The sequence below is a fragment of the Pseudomonas weihenstephanensis genome, assembly GCF_001043055.1.
Classification (GTDB): domain Bacteria; phylum Pseudomonadota; class Gammaproteobacteria; order Pseudomonadales; family Pseudomonadaceae; genus Aquipseudomonas; species Aquipseudomonas weihenstephanensis.
Genome location: NZ_JYLF01000001.1, coordinates 313,795 through 332,441, shown reverse-complemented (window position 1 = coordinate 332,441; position 18,647 = coordinate 313,795). Strand labels below are relative to the sequence as shown.

Genomic DNA, 18,647 nt, shown 5'->3' with positions numbered 1-18,647 from the left:
TGCAGCCCTGATTCAGCCATCAGCACGGTTGGGTGCACAAAAAAAAGGCCACCCGAGGGTGGCCTTCAAAAACTAGAGAAAGAAGTTTTACTTAAACTGCCGCAACCGGACGCATGTACGAGATCGGTGCAGTGCTGGCATCTTCAAAGGTCACGACTTCCCATGCATCTTTCTGCTCAATCAGCTTGCGAAGCAGCTGGTTGTTCAGTGCGTGGCCAGACTTGAAGCCTTTGAACTCACCAATCAGGCTATTGCCCAACAGGTAGAGATCGCCAATTGCGTCGAGGATCTTGTGCTTCACGAATTCGTCTTCATAGCGAAGACCGTCTTCGTTCAGTACGCCGTCTGCGTCGACAACGATCGCGTTTTCCACGCTGCCACCGAGTGCGAGGTTGTGCTTGCGCAGGTACTCGATATCACTCATGAAGCCAAAGGTACGGGCGCGGCTGACTTCTTTTACAAACGAAGTGCTTGAGAAATCCACGCTTGCACTTTGGGTGCGATTACGGAAAACCGGGTGATCGAAATCGATCTCGAAAGTCACCTTGAAGCCTTCGAAAGGGACAAAAGTGGCGCGCTTGTCGCCATCTTCCACTGTCACTTCACGCAGGATGCGGATGAATTTCTTCGGCGCGTCCTGTTCTTCCAGGCCGGCAGATTGAATCAAAAATACGAAAGGTCCAGCGCTACCGTCCATGATAGGGACTTCAGACGCGGAGAGTTCGACGTAGGCGTTATCGATCCCCAGGCCAGCCATGGCCGAGAGCAAGTGCTCTACCGTGTCTACTTTGGTATCGCCGTTGACCAACGTGGTCGACATGGTTGTCTCGCCGACGTTTTCCGCGCGAGCAGGGATCTGCACCACAGGGTCAAGGTCTGCACGACAAAACACGATGCCGGTGTCCACAGGCGCAGGCTTGAGGGTCAGGTAGACCTTCTCACCGGAGTGCAGGCCGACACCTGTGGCACGGATAATATTTTTCAGGGTGCGTTGTTTAATCATGGCATTGGCCGCTTCAGCGCAAATTGCGAACTGGTATCAACAAAGGCTGGCGATAATAGCAGACCGAACCTTTGCTGAATACCAATCACCTTAATCCCCCTGATTGATTTCATTAATCAGCCTGTCGACGCAGGAAAGCCGGGATGTCCAGGTAATCCAGATCGTCTTGAGGATTGAGCTTGGCAGCCGTGGTGGCGCCTTGCTGGGCTTGGTTACGCATCACGGTCGGGCGATCCAGGTCACGGTAGTTAACCGTTGGCAGCTCCTGGCGAGTCTCCTGACGCACATCCTGACGTGCCGCCGCTGCTTGAGCCGAAGACGCCGAGTAGGACGATTGAACCGTGTTGTCGATCACTTTGACCGGCTTCTCGATTTTCGCGCCCAGACCGGTCGCTACAACGGTTACGTGCAGTTCGTCGCGCATGTCCGGGTCGATAACGGTACCGACTTTGACCATCGCGTGCTCCGAAGCAAACGCTTCGATGATGCTACCCACGTCCGAGTATTCACCCAACGACAGGTCTGGACCGGCGGTGATGTTCACCAGGATGCCGCGCGCACCTTCCAGGTTCACGTCTTCGAGCAACGGGTTGCGGATGGCCGCTTCGGTCGCTTCGCGTGCACGGTTCGGACCGCTGGCGCAGCCAGTGCCCATCATCGCCATGCCCATTTCGCTCATCACGGTGCGCACGTCGGCAAAGTCGACGTTGATCATGCCCGGACGCTTGATGATGTCGGAGATGCCGCGAACGGCGCCGGCCAGTACGTCATCCGCCTTGGCGAAAGCCGACAGCAGGCTGGCGTCCTTACCGAGGATGGTCAGCAGTTTTTCGTTCGGAATCGTGATCAACGAATCGACGCTTTCGGACAGCAGACGAATACCTTCGTCAGCGATCTGCATGCGCTTGCGACCTTCGAACGGGAACGGACGTGTCACCACCGCAACGGTGAGAATCCCCATTTCTTTGGCCACTTCGGCAATGATCGGTGCAGCACCAGTACCGGTACCGCCACCCATGCCCGTGGTGATGAACACCATATTGGTGCCCTGCAACACTTCGGCAATGCGCTCGCGGTCTTCCAGAGCGGCCTGACGACCGACCTCAGGATTGGCGCCAGCGCCCAAGCCTTTGGTCACGCCTGTGCCCAATTGCAGGATGGTGCGTGCACCAATGCTCTTGAGTGCTTGTGCGTCGGTGTTGGCGCAGATGAATTCCACGCCTTCGATGTTGCTCTTAACCATGTGGTTAACAGCATTGCCACCGCCACCACCAACACCGATAACCTTGATTACCGGGCTTTGCGGGATGTTGTCTACGAGTTCGAACATGGTCCCTCTCCTTACCTTCTCTAGTTTTTTTCGCCTACTTCTACTGCTTTTGAATCATTTACTGCTTAGAAATTGCCTTGTACCCAACGCTTCAAACGTTCAAGTACCGGGGCTTTTTGTTCTTCACTGCTGTAACTGTCGCGGTTGCCTAGGCCCGACAGAGAGATGCCATCGGACTGTTTTTGCAGCCCGTATTGCAGCAAGCCCACAGCCGTGGAGTAAATCGGGTTACGTACCACATCGGTCAAACCCTTGAAGCTGTGCGGCACGCCCAGACGCACGGGCATATGGAAGATTTCTTCGGCCAGCTCGACCGCGCCTTCCATTTTTGACGTGCCGCCCGTCAGGACGATGCCTGCCGGGATCAAATCTTCGTAGCCACTGCGGCGCAGCTCAGCCTGAATCAGGGTGAACAGCTCGTCGTAACGCGGCTCGACCACTTCGGCCAATGCCTGACGCGACAGCTCGCGCGGCGGACGATCGCCCACGCTTGGCACTTTGATGGTTTCACCGGCGCCCGCCAGTTTGGCCAGTGCGCAGGCGTAACGGATCTTGATTTCTTCGGCGTACTGGGTCGGTGTGCGCAACGCCATGGCGATGTCGTTGGTCACCTGATCGCCCGCAATCGGGATCACCGCCGTGTGGCGAATGGCGCCTTCGGTGAAGATCGCGATGTCCGTGGTGCCGCCGCCGATGTCCACCAGGCACACACCCAGCTCTTTTTCGTCATCGGTGAGCACCGAGTACGCCGACGCCAGTTGCTCCAGGATGATGTCGTCCACCTCCAGGCCACAGCGACGCACGCACTTCTCGATGTTCTGCGCAGCATTCACCGCGCAGGTCACCACGTGCACCTTGGCTTCCAGACGCACGCCCGACATGCCCAGTGGCTCACGCACGCCTTCCTGGTTATCGATCACGTAGTCTTGCGCCAACGTGTGCAACACACGCTGGTCAGCCGGGATGGCGACCGCCTGGGCGGCATCCAGTACTCGCTCAAGGTCAGCCGCGCTGACTTCGCGGTCGCGAATCGCCACGATGCCGTGGGAGTTCAGGCTGCGAATGTGATTACCGGCCACGCCGACAAACGCCGAGTGGATCCGGCAACCGGCCATCAGCTGCGCTTCTTCAATGGCGCGCTGGATCGATTGCACGGTGGACTCGATGTTCACCACCACGCCTTTCTTCAGGCCCCGGGACGGATGCGTGCCAATACCGACGATTTCAATCATGCCGTCTTCGCCGACCTCGCCCACCAGCGCCACCACCTTGGAGGTGCCGATATCGAGACCGACGATCATTTTTCCGCTTTGCACGTTTGCCATGGGTCCTGCCTCTTCTTAATTCTTCGCGACAGCGGGTTGGGCTATCGTGGGTGCCACAGGTTCCCGCCAGCCGACGGCCAATCCGTTGGCATAACGCAAATCGATGCGCGCTATGTTCGTAATCTGTTCTTTCAACGTTTTTTCATAGATGGCTATGAAGCGACGCATTTTCTCTACCAGATGATCGCGCCCCAACAGCAGCTCGATACCCGGCCCTGCACTGCCAGCCCCCGTTGTCAGGAACCAGCTACCGCGTTCACGCAGCTCCAGCCGGGCGATGGAAAAACCCATCGGACGCAGCATTTGGCTCAACACCTGATACTGCTGCATCACTTGCTGTTGAGCCCGTTGCGGCCCGAACAGCTGCGGCAAATGTTCGTAATTGGCCAGTTCACGCGGGGTAAACGCCTGCCCCTGGTTGTTGAGCAGTGCTTCATCCCCCCAACGCGCCACCGGCAGTTGCTCTTCGAGGCGAATCACTACCTGATCCGGCCACACCCGACGCACTTCGGCGTGGGCAATCCAGGGCATCTGTTCCAGCTCGGTACGCATCGCTTCCAGATCGACCGTAAAAAAGCTCGCGGCAATGTAGGGGGCGATGCGTTGTTGCACGGCTTGCTGACTGATGTAAGTCAGATCACCTTGTACGTTGACGTTGGTAATCGGCCGATCCGCGTAAGGCATGAGCCGTTGCGCGCCTTCATAGGTGCCAAATCCCAACGCAACCAACAGCACAGGCCAAAACAATGCCTTGAGAAAGCCAAAGTTGGCTTTCGGCAGGCGCACCGACATCGGCTCTTTAGCCACCATTCGGCTTGCACCCCGCGGCACCGGCTTGCGGCCGGGGGCGAGTGGTGGCTGGCGATGCTGTGCGCCTTGCATGGACTTAACCCCGCGCCTCTACACTGGCTGCCAGAATCGACAGCACCAACTGTTGAAAATCAAGACCCGCCGCCTTGGCCGCCATCGGCACCAGGCTGTGATCCGTCATGCCCGGCGCGGTGTTGACTTCCAGCAGCCAGAACTGGCCATCGGTGTCCTGCATCACGTCCAGACGTCCCCAACCGGCGATACCGATTGCCTCACAGGCTTTGGCCGTGAGGTCCATCAATTCTTTTTCCTTGGCCTCGTCCAGACCGCACGGCACCCGATACTGAGTGTCGTTGGCCACGTATTTGGCGTCGTAGTCGTAGAACGTATGCGGGGTGCCCAGGGCAATGGGTGGCAACACCTGGTCACGCAGGGTGGCGATGGTGAACTCGGGACCCGAGATCCATTGCTCTACCAACACTTGCGAGTCGTACTTACTGGCTTCGGTCCACGCGCTGATCAGTTCCTCAACGCTGTTCACTTTGGCCATACCGATACTTGAACCTTCATGGGCCGGTTTGACGATCAAAGGGAAGCTCAGTTCCTTCGCTGCGCAAATACAATCGGCTTCAGTGCTCAGGACCGCATGGCGCGGGGTCGGAATCCCCAGGCTGTGCCACACCTGTTTGGTACGCAATTTGTCCATCGCCAGTGCCGAGGCCAAGATGCCGCTGCCGGTGTAAGGGATGCCCAGGCATTCCAGCAGGCCCTGCATGCTGCCGTCTTCGCCGCCGCGGCCGTGAAGAATGATGAACGCGCGGTCGATCTTCTCGCTCGTGATGCGGCTGATGAAGTCGTCGCCCACGTCGATACCGAATGCATCAACGCCAGCGCTTTGCAGCGCGCTCAAGACGGCATTGCCCGACTTGAGCGACACTTCACGTTCAGCGCTTTTGCCGCCGAACAGCACCGCCACACGGCCGAAGTCGGCTGGGGTAAGGGTCGAGAACAGAGTGGCGTAGGCAGCAGTCATTTCAACTTTCCTTCGCTGGCTGCCACAACGGCGCCGGCAAACAACGGGCTTTTAATAAGTTGGGGGGCCAGGCGGCCAATGTCGCCCGCCCCTTGGCACAGCAAAATGTCGCCAGCACGCAGCAGCGGCTTGACGATCGGCGCCAGCTCCACGCCGCGCTCAATGTAGATCGGGTCCAGCTGGCCACGCTGACGGATGCTGTGGCACAGCTGACGGCTGTCCGCACCCGGGATAGGCTCTTCGCCCGCCGGGTAGACTTCCATCAGCAGCAGCACGTTGGCGTCGGCCAGCACTTGCACAAAATCGTCGTACAGGTCGCGGGTGCGGCTGAAACGGTGCGGCTGGTAAACCATCACCAGGCGGCGCTCCGGCCAACCACCGCGCACGGCCTTGATCACCGCAGCCACTTCGGTCGGGTGATGACCGTAGTCATCGACCAGCATCACGCTGCCGCCTTCAACCGGCAGTTCGCCATAGACCTGGAAGCGACGCCCCACGCCCTGAAAGCACGACAAACCCTGAACAATGGCTTCGTCGCTGATGCCTTCGTCCGATGCGATGCAGATGGTGGCCAGTGCATTGAGCACGTTGTGGTTGCCCGGCATGTTTACCGACACATCCAGCGGCGCACGATCAGGTCGCAACACGGTGAAAAAGGTTTGCATGCCTTGCTGGCGCACATTGATCGCACGTACGTCAGCGTTTTCGCTAAAGCCATAGGTCACGGTCGGGCGCTTGACCAACGGCAGGATTTCACGCACCACCGGGTCGTCCAGGCACAGCACCGCCAAGCCATAGAACGGCAGGTTGTGCAGGAACTCGACGAAGGTTTTCTTCAGTTTGTTGAAGTCACCTTCGTACGTCGCCATGTGGTCGGCGTCAATGTTGGTGACGACCGCCACCAGCGGTTGCAGATGCAGGAAGCTGGCATCACTTTCGTCCGCTTCGGCAATCAGGTAACGGCTGGTGCCCAGTTGTGCATTGGTGCCCGCTGCATTCAGCCGGCCACCGATCACAAACGTCGGGTCCAGCCCGCCTGCTGCAAACACCGATGCCAACAGGCTGGTGGTGGTGGTTTTGCCGTGCGTACCGGCAACGGCAATGCCATGACGGTAGCGCATCAACTCAGCCAGCATCTCGGCGCGTGGCACTACAGGAATGCGGCGCTCCAGCGCGCTCGCCACTTCCGGGTTCGACGTGTTCACCGCGCTCGACACCACCAACACATCGGCATTGGCTGCGTTTTCAGCACGGTGGCCGATGAAGATCTGTGCGCCGAACGACTCAAGACGTTCCGTCACCGGCGAAGCATTCAGGTCAGAGCCCGACACCTGATAACCCAGGTTGAGCAATACCTCGGCGATACCGCACATGCCCACACCGCCGATACCGACGAAGTGAATGCGGCGGATACGGCGCATTTCCGGTTGCGGCATGGCTTTTTGATTCTCAACCATGGGCCACCTCCAGGCAGATATCGACAACGTTGCGGGTCGCATCAGGTTTGGCCAGGCGGCGAGCGTTGGTCGCCATGCTGTTCAGTCGTTCCGGTTGCATCAAAACCTCTGTCAGGCGAGCAGCCAGTTCGGCTGCGCCAGTCGTCGCTTGTGGCATCAGGAAAGCCGCGCCTTCCCGAGCCAAAAAGTCGGCATTGCGGCTCTGATGGTCATCGATCGCGTGGGGCAAAGGCACCAGCAGCGAAGGCAGACCGGCCGCAGCCAGTTCACTGACGGTGAGCGCGCCTGCGCGACAAACCACCAGGTCGGCCCAGCCATAGGCATGGGCCATGTCTTTAATAAAAGGCTGTACCTGAGCCTCTACACCGACTGCGTGGTAGCGCTCGGCGGTCATTTGATCGTGTTGTTTGCCCGCCTGATGAAACACTTCAGGACGCACGTCGACCGGCACTTGCGCCAGAGCTTCGGGCAGCAGTTTGTTTAACGGCTCCGCCCCAAGGCTGCCGCCCAACACCAGCAAGCGCGCTTTGCGCCCTGGCAGCGGCGCACGCTCGGCCAGAGTGAACAGCTCAGGGCGCACAGGATTGCCGGTGGTGTGACGCTTATGCGAGGCGTCGAAGGTGTCCGGGAACGCTTCGAGCACGCGCTCAGTCATCGGCAACAGCAAGCGGTTCGCGGTACCGGCCACAGCATTTTGTTCGTGGATAATCACCGGCACGCCACAGGTTTTGGCCGCCAGACCACCGGGGCCTGTCACATAGCCGCCAAAACCCAGCACACACACAGGCTTGAGCTGGCGAATGATTTTGCGCGCCTCAAACAACGCCTTGAGCAACACAAAGGGGGCCTTGAGCAGTGACAATTTGCTTTTGCCACGCAGGCCCGCCACGTTGATTCGGTGCAAGGTAAAGCCCGCAGGCTCCACCAGTTCGTTTTCAATACCGCGCGGCGTACCCAGCCAGTGCACGGTGTAGCCACGGGCTTCAAACTCGCGCGCGCAGGCCAAAGCCGGGAACACATGTCCACCGGTGCCGCCCGCCATGATCAGCACATTAGCGCCCACGGTTCGGCTCCTCTGCGAAGTCGCTTTCTTTAAACTCGGTCTCTTCGCTGCCCAAGTGGGTTCGACTCTCCCACTCGATGCGCAGCAACAACCCCATGCACACGCAGCAAATCACCAACGAACTGCCGCCATAACTGAGGAAGGGCAAGGTCAATCCCTTGGTCGGCAACAGGCCAACGTTCACCCCGATGTTGATCAGGAACTGGCCGATCCACAGGAACGACAGGCCGTACGCCATGTAGGCCGCGAAATATTGTTTGGCGCGCTCAGCCCACAAGCCGATGTACATGCCGCGCACGCAGACGAAGACAAACAGGGCCACGGTCAGCAATGAACCCACCACGCCCAGCTCTTCAGCCAGTACCGAGAATACGAAGTCGGTGTGAGCCTCGGGCAGGTAGAACTGCTTTTGCACGCTATTGCCCAGACCTACGCCGAACCACTCGCCGCGACCAAAGGCGATCAACGCCTGTGTCAGTTGATAGCCCGAACCGAACTGATCGGACCACGGGTCGGTGAAGGTGATCAAACGTGCCATTCGATAAGGCTGCGCTTGTACCAGAACGAACACCGCGCCCACGGCCAACGCCACCATCAACGCGAAGCGGAACAGGCCCACCCCGCCCAGAAACAGCATCGCCGCCGCCGCGCCCATCATGACGACAGTGGCCCCGAAGTCAGGCTCCATCAGCAACAGACCCGCCATTGGCAACAGCACGATGAACGGCTTGAAGAAGCCCATCCAGCTTTCACGCACTTCTTTTTGCTGACGTACCAGATAACCCGCGAGGTAAATCACCACAAAGACCTTGGCGATTTCCGAAGGCTGTACGTTAAAGAAGCTGAAACCGATCCAGCGCATGGAGCCGTTTACCTCACGGCCAATCCCCGGGATCAGCACGGCTACCAGTAAGCCGAAAGCGCCGACCAGCAACATCCAGCCCAAGCGCTGCCATGTGGCAATCGGCACCATCATGGTCACGATGCATGCGCCCAGACCGAGCACGATGTAAAACAGGTGGCGGATCATGTGGTACAGCGTGTTACCCGACTGCAACGCTGCGACCTCCGAGGAGGCCGAGGTGATCATCACCAGCCCCAGGCCGAGCAATGCCAGGCAACCGGCGAGCAACGGGAAGTCGAGGTCGATGCCACGGCCCGTGATCAGCGGTGAAGGGTACGGTTTGAGGATGCCGAAGATCATGCCTGGGCCTCCACTGCGCGGGCGAACAGCTGGCCGCGCTCTTCGTAGTTCTTGAACATGTCAAAGCTGGCGCATGCGGGCGACAGCAGTACCGCATCGCCCGGCTCAGCCCGTGAGCGGCTCAAGGCAATCGCCTCATCCAGCGAACCCGCGCGCACTTGCGGCACGGCGTCGCCCAATGCATCGGCAATAAGATCAGCATCGCGCCCGATTAACACCACGGCGCGGCAGTATTGCGCCACGGAGTCACGCAGGCCGCTGAAGTCAGCGCCCTTGCCGTCACCGCCAGCGATCAGGATCAGTTTGCCGGCCATGTCCATACCCAAACCGTCGATGGCCGCCAGTGCGGCGCCCACGTTGGTGGCTTTGGAGTCGTTGTAATAACTCACGCCATCGAGTTCACGTACCCACTGGCAGCGGTGCTCAAGGCCGGTGAAGTTGCGCAGGCTGTGCAACATCGCATCGAACGGCAAACCGGCGGCATGGCCGAGTGCCAGCGCGGCGAGCGCATTGGCCTGGTTGTGCGCACCGCGCACTTTCAGCTCGCGCACAGGCATCAGGTTCTGGAATTCAAAGGCGAGGTATTTTTCGCCGTTCTCTTCGCGCACACCAAACGCTTTGAAGTCCGGCGTACTGAGGCCGAATGTCCAGCAAGGCTGGCCTTCGCTCATCAGCGGACGGGTCAGCGCATCCTGACGGTTGACGACGACTTGTTTGGCACCGCGAAAAATCCGGTGCTTGGCCAAGTGATACGCCGGCAGACCACTGTAGCGGTCCATGTGGTCTTCGCTGACGTTGAGCACGGTGGCCACTTCAGCGCCCAAATGGTGGGTGGTTTCCAGCTGAAAGCTCGACAGTTCCATGACATACAACTCGATGTCATCGCCCAGCAGGTCCAGCGCAGGCGTGCCGAGGTTACCGCCGACTGCAACGCGTTTGCCCGCCGCTGCCGCCATGTCGCCGACCAGCGTGGTCACGGTGCTTTTGGCGTTGGAACCGCTGATTGCCACGATGGGCGCTTTCGCGTTACGCGCGAACAGATCGATATCACCCGACAGCTTCACGCCACGGGCGGCAGCCGCTTGCAAGGCAGGCGTTGCCAGCGCCAGGCCGGGGCTCACGTAGAGCTCGTCGGCGCGGCACAGGAATTCGACATCCAGCTCGCCACAACGCACTTCCACTTGCGGGTAGTCACGGCGCAGCGTGGCCAGCTCCGGTGGATTTCCCCGCGTGTCAGCCACGGCAAACGACACGCCCTGCTGCGCCAGAAAGCGCACCAGGGACATGCCGCTCTTGCCGAGGCCGACAACGATGCGGAAGTGGTCAGAAGCGATCAGAGACACAGGTTCTACCTCAGCTTCAGCGTGGCAAGACCGATCAACACGAGGATCACGGTGATAATCCAGAAGCGGACGATCACGCGCGGCTCGGGCCAGCCTTTGAGTTCAAAGTGGTGATGAATCGGCGCCATGCGGAACACCCGCTTGCCGGTCAACTTGAAAGACGCTACCTGGATCACCACCGACAGGGTTTCCATCACGAACACACCACCCATGATGAACAGCACGATTTCCTGGCGTACGATCACGGCGATGGTGCCCAATGCAGCGCCGAGTGCCAGAGCGCCGACGTCGCCCATAAACACTTGGGCCGGGTAGGTGTTGAACCACAGAAACCCGAGGCCTGCGCCGATCAGGGCGCCGCAGAACACAATCAGTTCACCTGCGCCCGGCACGTAAGGAATCAGCAGGTAGTCGGCAAATTTCACGTTACCCGACAGGTAGCAGAAGATGCCCAGCGCGCCGCCCACCATCACCGTCGGCATGATTGCAAGGCCGTCGAGGCCGTCAGTCAGGTTGACCGCGTTGCTCGAACCCACGATTACAAAGTAGGTCAGCACCACGAAGCCAATTCCCAGCGGGATACTGGCGTCTTTAAGGATCGGCAGGATCAGCGTGGTTTCGACGGCGCTCGGTGCGGTCATATACAGGAAGATCGCTGCACCCAGGCCAAACACCGACTGCCAGAAATACTTCCAGCGGCTCGGAAGGCCACGGGAGTTTTTCTCGATCACTTTGCGGTAGTCATCGACCCAGCCGATGGCTCCGAACAACAGAGTCACCAGCATCACCACCCACACGTAACGGTTGCTCAGGTCGGCCCAAAGCAAGGTGCTGATGGTGATGGCGGACAGAATCAGTGCCCCGCCCATGGTCGGCGTACCGGATTTGGACAAGTGCGATTGCGGGCCGTCGTTACGCACCGATTGGCCGATTTGACGGTTTTGCAGGGTGCGGATCATCCACGGCCCAAGGCACAGCGACAACGACAGCGCGGTCAGTACGCCCAGAATCCCGCGCAAGGACAGGTACTGGAAGACCGCGAAGCCTTTGTAGAACTGTTGCAGATACTCCGCTAGCAGCAGCAGCATTAATGTTTCTCCCCGCTGGAACCGCACAACGCCGCAACGATGTTTTCCATCGCTGCGCTGCGCGAGCCCTTGATCAAAATAGTGGTGTTTGTTTCGTGTTCAGCGCGAAGCGCCTTGATCAGGTCAGCCTGATTGGCGAAGTGACGAGCCGGGTGTCCAAATGCAGCGACGGCATGCGCCATCATCGGCCCCACCGCATAGAGCGCTGAAACCTTGTCGGCGGCATAGGCGCCTACTTCACGATGTCCTTGCTCCGCCCACTCACCCAACTCGCCAATGTCTCCGAGCACCAGGACGGTGCGACCGGAAAAGCCGGCGAGTATATCAACGGCAGCGCACATTGAGGTGGGGTTTGCATTGTAAGTGTCATCAATAATTCGTAGCCCCCCAGCGGTCAGTTGAGCGACTGCGCGGCCTTTGACCGGCTGTACGGCTTCAAGCCCTGAGGTAATGCCAAACAGCGAGACACCCAGCGCATGAGCAGCAGCAGCAGCGGCCAGGGCATTGGCGACGTTATGGGTGCCCAGCAAATTGAGCTGAACCCGCTCAGCACCCAGTGGGCTGTGCAGCGTAAAAGCGGGGCAGCCGCGTGCATCGCGGGACAATTGGCTGGCGTAAAAATGTGCATCAGAATTTGTCAGGGCAAAGCTGAGCACCTTGCGCCCGGCAGCGCGCGCCTGCCAGATAGCAAAAGCCTTGTCATCCAGATTGAGTACGGCGACGCCATCAGCGTCCAGCCCTTCGATGATTTCGCCCTTGGCTTCGACGATTTTGTCGGGACCACCAAACTCACCGACATGGGCCGTGCCCGCATTGTTCAACACCGCCACGTGAGGACGGGTCATGGCGACGGTGTAGGCGATTTCGCCCAGACGCGAAGCACCCAGCTCGATCACCGCGGCCGTGTGTTCAGGCGCCAGTTCCAGCAGGGTCAGCGGCACACCCAGGTCGTTGTTCAAATTGCCTTTAGTGGCCAGTACCGGACCACGGGTACGCAGGATGCACGCAAGCATTTCCTTGACCGTGGTTTTGCCGCTGGAGCCGGTGATCGCGGCAACCGGTTTGTCGTAGTCAGCGCGATTGAGCGCGCCCAATTGGCCCAACGCAACGCGAGTGTCCTTGACGATCAGTTGCGGCAGCGTCGATTCGGGGACTTCGCGCTCAACCAGCGCGGCAACGGCACCTTTGGCCGCCACTTCATTGAGGTAGTCATGCCCATCGAAGCGCGGGCCAGTCAGGGCAATAAACAATTGGCCCTTGGTGATGGCACGGCTGTCGATGCTGGCACCATTGAAACGCGCGTCAGCTTCAACCAGACGGCCATCCAGCTCGGCGCAGACCTCACTCAACCACAGTGGCTTAAGCATGGGCAGCCTCCCAAATGGCCAGGGCTTTTTCGGCTTCGACCAGATCAGAGAAATCATGGCGCTGGCCATTGATTTCCTGATAGTCCTCGTGACCTTTGCCGGCCAGAACGATCACGTCGTCGGCGCTGGCGCTGGCAATCATCCGGGCGATGGCGGCGCCACGGCCCGGCACGAACTGGATGCGGTCAGGCACAGTAAAACCGGCCCGAATGTCGTCAAAAATGTTAGACGGCGCTTCAGTGCGCGGGTTGTCGTCCGTTACCAGGACGCCATCGGCCAAACGTTCAACCACTTCGGCCATCAACGCACGCTTGCCGCGATCACGGTCGCCGCCGCAGCCGAACAGGCACAACAACTTGCCTTTGGCGTGCGGACGCAGCGCCAACAATACTTTTTCCAGCGCATCGGGGGTGTGGGCGTAATCAACCACCACCAACGGTTTAGAACCGCCGCCCAAGCGCTGCATGCGACCTACCGGACCTTCCAGTTTTGGCAGCACTTTGAGAATTTCATCCAGCGCGTACTCAAGCCCCAGCAGCGCGCCAATCGCAGCCAACACGTTGCTCAGATTGAAACGCCCCAGCAAGGTGCTGCGCAGTAAGTGCTCGCCTTGAGCTGTTACCACGGTGGCACGCACGCCGTTGTCATCGAATATCGCGTCACGGCAATACAGGGACGCGCGGCTGTCTTCAAGGCTGTAACTGATCAAGCGCGAATCGTGCTTTTCAGCGGCCAACTGACGGCCAAAGTCATCGTCCAGATTCAGTACACGGCAACGCAAACCTGGCCAGGCGAACAGTTTGGCCTTGGCCGCCGCGTAGACTTGCATCGTGCCGTGGTAGTCCAGATGATCGCGCGACAAGTTGGTCAGTACTGCCACATCAAACGCCAACGCGCTGACCCGCCCCTGATCCAGACCGTGAGAGGAAACCTCCATTGCAACCGCTTTGGCGCCGGCTTTTTTCAAGTCAGCCAACATGGCTTGCACCGCAATCGGGTCAGGCGTGGTGTGACGACCGCTTTGCAGCGCACCATGAAAACCGGTGCCCAATGTGCCGACGATGCCGCAGTGTTGCCCCAGCAGGTCAAGCGCTTGCGCCACCAGCTGAGTCACACTGGTTTTACCATTGGTGCCGGTGACGCCCACCAGATTGAGCTGACGGCTCGGCTCGCCATAAAACCGCCCGGCGATATCGGACAATTGCGCCGCCAGCCCTTTGACCGGAATCAGCGGCACTGAGGTGATAGGCAACACCGAGGCGCCTTCCACTTCATAGGCAACGGCGGCGGCACCACGGGCCAACGCGTCACTGATGTGCTCACGCCCATCGAGCTTGCCACCTGGCACGGCGAGAAACAGATCGCCTGCGCGCACATTGCGACTATCGAGGGTCAGCTCGCGGATCAGCAAGTCGTGACCGGCGTGGGGGAAAATTTTGTTAAGGCTCAGGGACATTAGCCGCGCCCTCCTTTGGCTGCCGCAGCGGCCGCTGCTGCTTGTTGCTCCGCCGCTGTGGGCAGGTTATCGGGCGTAACGTTCATCAGGCGCAGGGTGCCGGACATGACTTTACTGAACACCGGTGCCGAAACCAGGCCACCGAAGTAGCCCGCTTTGCTCGGCTCGTCGATCACCACCACGATCGCGTAACGCGGATCGCTCATCGGGCCGAAACCAGCAAACAGGGAACGATAAGAGTTCACCGCGTAACCTTTGACGCCACCGGAGGACGTTTTACGCGCCGTACCCGATTTGCCACCGACGTGGTACGCCGGCACTTTGGCTCGCCACACACCCCGCGGGTTTTCGATCACTTCCTGAAGCATGCCTTGCACGGTTTTGGCCACTTGCTCAGGCATTACCTGCGCCGCCTGGGCCGGTTTGTCGGCCTTGAGCAGCGTCAGCGGGGCCAGCTTGCCGTTGTTGGCCAACGCCGAGAACGCGTGCACCAACTGGATCGCGGTCACCGACACGCCGTAGCCGTAAGACAGGGTCGCGGTTTCAGCTTTGCGCCACTCGCGGTAGTTGGGCAGGTTGCCAACACGCTCGCCGGGAAAACCCAGGCCCGTGTCCTGACCCAAGCCCATTTTCGCCATCTGACGGAAAATCGCTTCGCCGCCAATATCGAAGGCCACCTTGCTCATGCCCACGTTACTGGAGTTGATCAAAATACCGGTCAGGTCGAGGATCGGGCCTTCGGTACGCGACACGTCGCGAATGGTGTATTTGCCCAACTGCAACGTGCCCGGATACACCTCAACCTTGTCAGTGGGCTTCCAGCGACCGGTTTCCAGTGCGGCACTCATCGAGATCGGTTTGACCGTCGAACCCGGCTCGAACACGTCGATCATGGCGCGGTTACGCATCATTGCCGGTTGCAGGTTACGACGGTTGTTCGGGTTATAGGTGGGCTGGTTGACCATGGCCAGGATCTCGCCGGTCTTCACATCCATGATCACCAGGCTGCCCGCCTTGGCGCCATTTTCAACCAGCGCGTTGCGCAGTTCGCGGTTGGCCAGGTATTGCAGGCGCAGGTCAATCGACAACGCCAAGGTCTTCCCTGCCTTGGCGTTTTTAGTCACTTGCACGTCTTTGATCAGACGCCCGCGTCGGTCCTTGATGACCTGTCGCTTGCCCGCAACCCCTGCCAGCCACTCGTCGTAAGCCAGCTCGACACCTTCGCGACCCTTGTCGTCAATATCGGTAAAGCCAACCATGTGCGCGGTCACTTCACCTGCCGGGTAGAAGCGGCGGAATTCCTCAATGCCATACACGCCAGGCACTTTTAGATCGAGCACGACCTGCCCTTGCTCAGGCGTGAGGCCACGCACCAGATAGATAAATTCTTTGTTGGCTTGCTGTTCAAGACGCGCCGTCAGCACTTTGGGGTCTTGCCCAAGCGCATGCGCCAAGGCGGGCCAGCGGTCTTTGGCTACCTGCATTTCCTTGGCATTGGCCCACAACGTGGTCACCGGGGTACTGACCGCCAAAGGCTCGCCATTACGGTCGGTGATCAGGCCGCGGTGCGCCGGAATCGGAATGTGCCGCACGCTACGCGCATCGCCCTGCCCCTTGAGGAAGTCATGGTCGATCACTTGCAGGTAAATGATTTGGCAGGCAATAGCGCCTACCAGCAGTGCCAGCAAGGCCAGCACTACACGAAAACGCCACGGGTAAAGCGCGCCTTCGAGTTTGATCATGGCGCCACCATCCGCACTTCTGCGGCGCCGGGGATGCGCATTTTCAGCTGTTCACTGGCCAGCGTTTCGATGCGGCTGTGGGCGGTCCAGGTGCTTTGCTCAAGGATCAAGCGGCCCCATTCGGCCTGCGCCTTGTCACGCACACTCAACTCCCCGTACAGGGTGTTGAGCAGTTGACGGTTCCAGTGGGCACTGTAAGAAACGCCCACAGCCGATACCAGCACGCCAATAAACAACAGCAGCATGAAAAAGCTTCCGCCGGGAAGTGGTTTGGCGAAGAGCTTGTTCAACGAAGCTTCTCCGCAACGCGCATGACAGCGCTGCGCGAGCGCGGATTGGCTTTGATTTCTGCTTCGCAGGCTGTCTGCGCCTTGCCGTGAATTTTAATTTTTGGAACAAAGGCAACGTGCTGAACCGGCAAGCCACGCGGCAAGTTGTCCGGCTCGCCTTTGACCAGCTTGCGCATGAACAATTTGACGATACGGTCTTCAAGGGAGTGAAAGCTGATTACCACCAGCCGGCCGCCGATTTCCAGCGACTCCAGCGCAGCCTCAAGGCCCGCCTCAAGATCGCCCAATTCATTGTTAACGTGAATGCGCAGGCCCTGGAAGGTGCGGGTTGCCGGGTGCTTGCCCTTCTCCCAGGCTGGGTTAGCGACTTTCAACACTTCTGCCAGGTCAGCCGTACGTTCGAACGGCTGAATGTCACGCCGCTCGACAACCGCACGCGCCATACGGCCAGAAAAACGCTCTTCGCCGTACTCTTTGAACACGCGGGCGATTTCTTCCTGGGAAGCGCTGTTCACAAATTCGGCAGCGCTGATGCCGCTGTCCGGATTCATGCGCATGTCCAGCGGGCCATCGTTCATGAAACTGAAACCGCGCTCAGGGTCATCGAGTTGCGGCGAGGACACGCCCAGATCGAGCAACACACCGCTGACCTTGCCGGCCAAGCCGCGCGCTGCAACCTCTGAACCCATTTCGGCAAAGCTGCGTTGCACAATGACAAAGCGGCCGTCTTCGGCCGCTAGCGCTTGCCCGGTGGCAATCGCTTGTGGATCTTTATCAAACCCGAGCAGTTGCCCTTGCGGGCCGAGCTTCTGGAGTATCAGGCGGCTATGTCCGCCGCGACCGAAGGTGCCATCCAGATAGCATCCATCAGGACGTACGGCGAGAGCCTCTACGGCTTCGTCGAGCAGTACGGTGATGTGGTTGAAGCCGCTATCTATAGTCACAGAATTAAATCACGCAGTTCGTCAGGCATCGCGCCCGGTTGTTGAATGGCTGCAAGGTCGGCGGCCGAAACGGCTTCCCAGGCATCCTCGTCCCACAGTTGAAACTTGTTCAGTTGGCCCACCAACATTGCGCGCTTCTCCAACTTGGCATATTCACGCAAACGCGGCGGCACCAGAAAACGACCACTGCCATCGAGTTCAAGGTCGACAGCATTCCCAATCAACAGACGTTGCAAACGGCGGTTCTCTTCACGCAATGAAGGCAACGCCCGCAGCTTGGTTTCAATCAGCTCCCACTCATCGAGCGGGTACACACATAAGCAGGGATCTACCGCATCAATGGTCACAATCAGCTGCCCGGAACTGCGCGAAATCAGCTCGTCACGGTACCGGCTCGGCATTGCGAGACGACCCTTGGCATCGAGACTGATAGCGTTGGCTCCACGAAACACGGCTGCGTTTCTCCAAATGTTAGCGTTTTACGTCTAGAAAACCCACTTTATGCCACTTTTCGCCACTTGCGCACACTATAGGAATGCGCCCACCACACCGTCAAGGCGCGGCCCGAAGGAAAACCCTTACATAACGGAGATTTAGCTAGGTAAATAGACGTACAGCAGGAGGAGATAAGATTTTTTGACGAGGGATGCACAGCAAACTCAAAGCCCTGAAGCTCAAACTTAAAGTGATTTATTAAGAGTAAGAACTTTTTGGCATTACATTGAGTTTTTTTCTGGCTATTAAAGCGAGGGGGTCAAGCGCGTGTTCATCGTGCCAACTGCTCACAGCGCAAGCAGAAGATAAAAAAGGTGGAGAGTCGATCTGTAAGCCGGGTTCTGTCGTGAACAGTCATTCGTCTACGATGGCCATCACTGGACATCTTTAGCAACCTACCCGGTTCCAGCGCGGGCCACGCCTTGGAACCCTATTTGGTCTTGCTCCAAGTGGGGTTTACCTAGCCACGAACTGTTGCCAGTCGTGCGGTGCGCTCTTACCGCACCTTTTCACCCTTACCGGCGCTTGCGCGCTTAGGCGGTTATTTTCTGTGGCACTTTCCGTAGGCTCACGCCTCCCAGGCATTACCTGGCACTTCGCCCTATGGAGCCCGGACTTTCCTCCCCCCCCTAATTTTCATAGAGGGCAGCGACTGTCCAATCGACTCTCCGGCGCGAAGATTAACGGCACAATGCGT

At 59.1% G+C, this 18,647-nt stretch carries 16 protein-coding genes and 1 other RNA gene; all 17 read right to left on the bottom strand.

Annotation, left to right across the window (positions count from 1 at the left end; genetic code table 11):
• Positions 1–91 precede the first annotated feature (91 nt).
• The 17 genes from lpxC to rnpB all read right to left on the bottom strand — a co-directional run bounded on the left by lpxC (position 92) and on the right by rnpB (position 18,618).
• Positions 92–1,003: a UDP-3-O-acyl-N-acetylglucosamine deacetylase gene (lpxC, locus tag TU86_RS01650; protein WP_047273792.1), complete on the bottom strand. Its 912-nt coding sequence runs from the start codon at positions 1,001–1,003 to the stop codon at positions 92–94.
• Between the two features lie 112 nt (positions 1,004–1,115).
• Entirely contained in the window at positions 1,116–2,333 is a 1,218-nt protein-coding gene (gene ftsZ / locus TU86_RS01645; RefSeq protein WP_048362566.1) for a cell division protein FtsZ, read from the bottom strand.
• A 65-nt stretch (positions 2,334–2,398) separates the two neighbouring features.
• Positions 2,399–3,658 carry a cell division protein FtsA gene (ftsA, locus tag TU86_RS01640; protein WP_048362565.1) on the bottom strand — a complete coding sequence of 420 codons (1,260 nt, stop codon included), beginning with the start codon at positions 3,656–3,658 and terminating at the stop codon, positions 2,399–2,401.
• 15 nt (positions 3,659–3,673) lie between these two features.
• Positions 3,674–4,540, bottom strand: a complete 867-nt coding sequence (locus TU86_RS01635; protein ID WP_048362564.1) for a cell division protein FtsQ/DivIB — start codon at positions 4,538–4,540, stop codon at positions 3,674–3,676.
• A gap of 4 nt (positions 4,541–4,544) precedes the next feature.
• A complete protein-coding gene (locus tag TU86_RS01630; RefSeq protein WP_048362563.1) occupies positions 4,545–5,501 on the bottom strand; it encodes a D-alanine--D-alanine ligase in 957 nt (318 codons plus the stop codon).
• Entirely contained in the window at positions 5,498–6,958 is a 1,461-nt protein-coding gene (murC, locus tag TU86_RS01625) for a UDP-N-acetylmuramate--L-alanine ligase (RefSeq protein ID WP_048362562.1), read from the bottom strand. The genes TU86_RS01630 and murC overlap by 4 nt, the downstream gene beginning before the upstream one ends.
• Positions 6,951–8,021 carry an undecaprenyldiphospho-muramoylpentapeptide beta-N-acetylglucosaminyltransferase gene (murG, locus tag TU86_RS01620; protein ID WP_048362561.1) on the bottom strand — a complete coding sequence of 357 codons (1,071 nt, stop codon included), beginning with the start codon at positions 8,019–8,021 and terminating at the stop codon, positions 6,951–6,953. The genes murC and murG overlap by 8 nt, the downstream gene beginning before the upstream one ends.
• Positions 8,011–9,225 carry a putative lipid II flippase FtsW gene (gene ftsW / locus TU86_RS01615; protein WP_048362560.1) on the bottom strand — a complete coding sequence of 405 codons (1,215 nt, stop codon included), beginning with the start codon at positions 9,223–9,225 and terminating at the stop codon, positions 8,011–8,013. Before ftsW ends, murG begins: the two co-directional genes overlap by 11 nt.
• On the bottom strand, positions 9,222–10,568 hold the full coding sequence (gene murD / locus TU86_RS01610; RefSeq protein ID WP_048362559.1) for a UDP-N-acetylmuramoyl-L-alanine--D-glutamate ligase: 1,347 nt from the start codon (positions 10,566–10,568) through the stop codon (positions 9,222–9,224). The genes ftsW and murD overlap by 4 nt, the downstream gene beginning before the upstream one ends.
• Before the next feature lie 5 nt (positions 10,569–10,573).
• The gene (gene mraY, locus TU86_RS01605) at positions 10,574–11,656 is read right to left on the bottom strand and encodes a phospho-N-acetylmuramoyl-pentapeptide-transferase (protein ID WP_047273782.1); all 1,083 of its coding nucleotides are present in this window, start codon (positions 11,654–11,656) and stop codon (positions 10,574–10,576) included.
• Positions 11,656–13,023, bottom strand: a complete 1,368-nt coding sequence (locus TU86_RS01600; protein ID WP_048362558.1) for a UDP-N-acetylmuramoyl-tripeptide--D-alanyl-D-alanine ligase — start codon at positions 13,021–13,023, stop codon at positions 11,656–11,658. The genes mraY and TU86_RS01600 overlap by 1 nt, the downstream gene beginning before the upstream one ends.
• Positions 13,016–14,479 (bottom strand): UDP-N-acetylmuramoyl-L-alanyl-D-glutamate--2,6-diaminopimelate ligase, encoded by a 1,464-nt coding sequence (locus TU86_RS01595; RefSeq protein WP_048362557.1) that lies wholly within the window; start codon positions 14,477–14,479, stop codon positions 13,016–13,018. The genes TU86_RS01600 and TU86_RS01595 overlap by 8 nt, the downstream gene beginning before the upstream one ends.
• Entirely contained in the window at positions 14,479–16,221 is a 1,743-nt protein-coding gene (locus tag TU86_RS01590; RefSeq protein ID WP_048362556.1) for a peptidoglycan D,D-transpeptidase FtsI family protein, read from the bottom strand. The genes TU86_RS01595 and TU86_RS01590 overlap by 1 nt, the downstream gene beginning before the upstream one ends.
• Positions 16,218–16,511: a cell division protein FtsL gene (ftsL, locus tag TU86_RS01585; RefSeq protein ID WP_019823808.1), complete on the bottom strand. Its 294-nt coding sequence runs from the start codon at positions 16,509–16,511 to the stop codon at positions 16,218–16,220. Before ftsL ends, TU86_RS01590 begins: the two co-directional genes overlap by 4 nt.
• Positions 16,508–17,455, bottom strand: coding sequence for a 16S rRNA (cytosine(1402)-N(4))-methyltransferase RsmH (gene rsmH, locus TU86_RS01580; protein WP_048362555.1), 948 nt, complete (start codon positions 17,453–17,455; stop codon positions 16,508–16,510). Before rsmH ends, ftsL begins: the two co-directional genes overlap by 4 nt.
• Entirely contained in the window at positions 17,452–17,907 is a 456-nt protein-coding gene (mraZ, locus tag TU86_RS01575) for a division/cell wall cluster transcriptional repressor MraZ (protein ID WP_047273774.1), read from the bottom strand. The genes rsmH and mraZ overlap by 4 nt, the downstream gene beginning before the upstream one ends.
• A 357-nt stretch (positions 17,908–18,264) precedes the next feature.
• Positions 18,265–18,618, bottom strand: an RNA gene (rnpB, locus tag TU86_RS22100) — RNase P RNA component class A.
• Between the last annotated feature and the right edge of the window lie 29 nt (positions 18,619–18,647).